Here is a 3,887-nt window from a genome sequence, read left to right on the forward strand (position 1 = left end):
CTGACACTTAAAACAAGTGGCTCGAGGATGATATTCAAGCGAGGTGCTACATAATGGCATCGATGACTAATGAGCTCCAAAGGCAACATGAAGTCATAGAAAGCTCGCATGCTATCATCACCCATCTGAAGGAGCTGTATGAGTCTCAGAATAGGGTTGTAAGGTACAACACTGTGGGAGAGCTCTTTGCTTCTAAGATGGTGGAAGGGACATCTGTCAATGAGCACTGCTTGAAGATGATCCGCAATATTCATGCCCTGCATGATCTAGGGGTGGATATTTCTTCTGAGATGGGGACTGATATTCTGCTTCACTCACTTCCTAATAGTTACAAACCATTCATCATGAACTTTCACATGTCTGATGTGAATGACAAGGTCTCTCTGACCGACTTGATGAATATGCTTGTGACTGCTGAAGAGACTTTGAGAAAGGACTCTAAAGGAAGCGCTTTAGTTTTTGATGGTGCTTCAACTTCTAGATCCAAGCCTAAGGGTAAGGGTAAGAAGAAGAAGAATTCTCCATATAAAGCTAAAGGAGGTATGAAGAAGAAGGAGAAAGAGTCAAAAGACTCTAAGGGAAAGTGTTTCCACTGCGGTAAAACAGGTCATTGGAAGAGAAATTGCAAGGAGTACCTAGCAACTCTGAAGAAAGGTTCTTCTAGTGGTACGTCTTGTCATTTATTCATTTACTAATTTCGAATTAGTATTCTGCTTATGGTATGCGATACCTAATTGTTTTATTGTACAATGCGATTGTATATAGGAGACAAGGGGAAGCAGAAAGAAGAGTGATCTTCAGGCTGGCTTTGTTTGGAAAGGCTCAAAGTGTTGCTGCCTTTGACTTTGAAGCCTGATTTTTACTTATTCAGAATTTTAAGAACTTTTTAATTGCTGGATGTAATAATTACTTCCTCTGGAAGTCTTTATTTTAGTAATGTTTGTTTAAACATTTATTTGATTTTATAAATCTTTAATATTAGATATTTCAGATTTTGAAATCTTATCTGGCAACTGTCTTAAAGTTCTTAATTCTTTACAAATGCCTTGAATGAATAAAAATTAAAGTGTATATAAAGATTAAAGGGATAATACATAAGATGTATAAACCCTAACTTTTAGCTTATATACTTCATGAATAATAGATAATTGAAAAGTTCAATTGATTATTATGAAGTAAAACTAAAAGAAAGATATTGGGATATCTTAATAATCTTATATCACTTAAGGACCTTTAAAATGTTAAACGATATAGTTTAAAGGTTATTTGATAATATAAGATATTTCAAATAAACTTTAAAAGAAAGTTTTTCTAAATAAAGAGTTATTAGAAAAACAAGTTTTCTATATAAAGAGTTATAAGAAAACATGGTTTCCATATTAGTTTAAAATTATACCTTTATAAAACGACAAAGGGAATTTTATGTAATTAAAGGGTTTAATACATAAAGTACCTTAGTTTTTAAAAGGACTAGTGGGAGCATGAAAAGTCATCAAATTAATTTCTTTATTAGTACACACTATTAATACTAAAGTAGTATTAAGAATTCCATAATCGTTATAGGAATTCAAATCACATCAAAAAGGAGTTTTTGAAATGATTAATTCATATGAGATAAATATTTGAGAAATATGAGACTCATATGAGAATAAAGTATGTACTTATATCAATATCAAGAACATGCTGCAAAGAGTTGTCAGGCAGATATTGATAATCAATTCAGAATAGAGATTCAGAATAGAAACAAGTTTGTTCTTAAAAGGGTTTAAGAATGAAATACTTGTATTTCAAGAAATTACTAAATACACGCCATTTACATAGATTGCCTAATAGAATGTCGAGTGAACAAATGCTTTCTTTTGGAAGCATAGGTCTCATTTACTAGGACATCAGAGTTGGCAGCAGAATTAGTTTAAATACTATTATTGAAAATAATAAAATGCAAAATGGTTTTGCATCTGATAATCTACCTTGCCTATACACTAGAGAGTGCAATAAGCCTTGTCTTGCGAAGACTAGTATTCGATACTATGATGATTGGCTTTAGTGCAAGTGGGAGATTGTTAGAGGTATGCCCTAAAACCAATCCTAAAGGGCATATAAGTTTCATATTATTAATAAATGAAGGTATAACTTATCTGATGTGTATTAAACACATTAATGATAAGGTCCATGAATAAATGATAGGAGAAATATTCATCTCAAAGAGTTGAGATAGAGAGACTGATAATTTCTCATAGACATTTATTCTAAAACAGTTCCTACTCATAGGTTTGTTAAAGTGGATATTTAACTAACCGTATAAGAGTAGCACAGATTTAAACTGGCTCCAATGGGAGGATAGGTAGTCTTTCCTATCGGTGTAGTGACACTATAGTTAATCTGTGGGTGCACATTAGAGAATGTGTACACTGAACTAGACCAGCTTAGAATATTCCTATGGTAGTCATGTCAAAAGGAATATTCTTGTGCTACGTCCATATGGTAATCCTAAGACCTGAGACACCATAGCTGTCTTATGCATGGGTTGCTAGAGTTTGATAGTACCTTGTATTGCCTTTTTCAAGGTGGTAATCCGGTGCTCATTGGCTCTAGTGAGTTATGTATGAAGGCAGGTGAGTGTGCAATAAGGGATCATCACTCTCAGTTTGATGAGAGAGAATGTCAGGATAGTTTATAAGGATAGTTCTCAAAAGGAATCTCTGGCCAGAGTGAAAGGCAAACAGTGAAAAGAGTTTCACTGCTTCTGCCTATTTGAGTTTATCTCTTATGAACAAACATCAAGGAGTCAAGATAGGGTTTGACTTATAAACCATACCTGATTATCTTTGACTGTGACATTAGGGGATGAAGGATTAAGTAGCATGAAGGGTTCGCAATAGTTCTGCTATTCACCTAAACCTAGGGTATGTCGTGATATGTTGCTAGACGTCACTCATGACCAGTGTAGGCCAATTGATAAAGAGTTATCAATAAGGGCAAAATTGGAATAGTTCCAATTGAACCTTAAATGGAAAGTTTCCATTTATAGGAGACATAGAGATGTCCCTGTCCACTGCTAGGTTGGGGTGAACCCAATGGGTCACACACAATAAGCTTAAGTGATTCTCTTAATTGAGTGAGAGGAGCTATTCAGGTTATGTATAAGCTTATCCTTGTTTAATTAAAGGGTTAATTAATTAAAGGATAGGGATACACTAAACTGGAATAGGGTTATCCTAAAATGGTTTTTGGTCATGCTAGCACTAGTAACCAAACACCATCATAAGAAGAGAGGTGATATAAAAGGGAAGCTATGGGTTAGGGTTTCATAATGTTCATGCATCATCAACCCTAGCCTCCCTCTAGGATTTTGACTCCACACCTCTCTCTCTTTCCTCTCAAGCTTGTTTCTTCAACAAGAGTTGTGAAGAACAAGAAAGTTAAGGGATTTTAGGCTGTGTGGATTACTGTTGGAGGCACTGTAATTTCGGTGCTCAAGGATCGAAGGAAAACTGCAAGCTTGGAATAATCAAGTAAGTATGATTTACTGTATTTGATTATTTGTTATCATTATGTAAATGGTGAAATTATATGTGTTCTTGAATCTCTATGTATGTAATTGAGTCCTGCAAGTTTGTGAATGGAACCCTTACTTGACAAAATTTTTGTTTACACTTCCGCTGCGGGGTTCCATGGTCGCATCCTTTCAGTGGTATCAGAGCCTATACATACATGGATTTGGGAATTGATGATGGCATTTTAATATGGTTTAATTAATTAAATTCAAAGATTATGATTTTTATTATCATATGTAAAATTGGGTACTAGGATTTTTTTTTAATCCTATTGTTTTATTTCTTGGCATCATGGATTTAATTCTCTTTTATTATATATGTGTTTTGTCC

The 3,887-nt window shown here is 34.2% G+C and carries 1 pseudogene; it reads left to right on the forward strand.

Features of this window, described 5'->3' with window-relative positions:
• Positions 1 to 29: 29 nt before the first annotated feature.
• Positions 30 to 695: pseudogene (locus tag HLA93_RS20175) on the forward strand (hypothetical protein); the annotation flags it as partial.
• Between the last annotated feature and the right edge of the window lie 3,192 nt (positions 696 to 3,887).

Origin of the sequence: Modestobacter italicus, from assembly GCF_019799965.1 — a bacterium.
Classification (GTDB): domain Bacteria; phylum Actinomycetota; class Actinomycetes; order Mycobacteriales; family Geodermatophilaceae; genus Modestobacter; species Modestobacter italicus_A.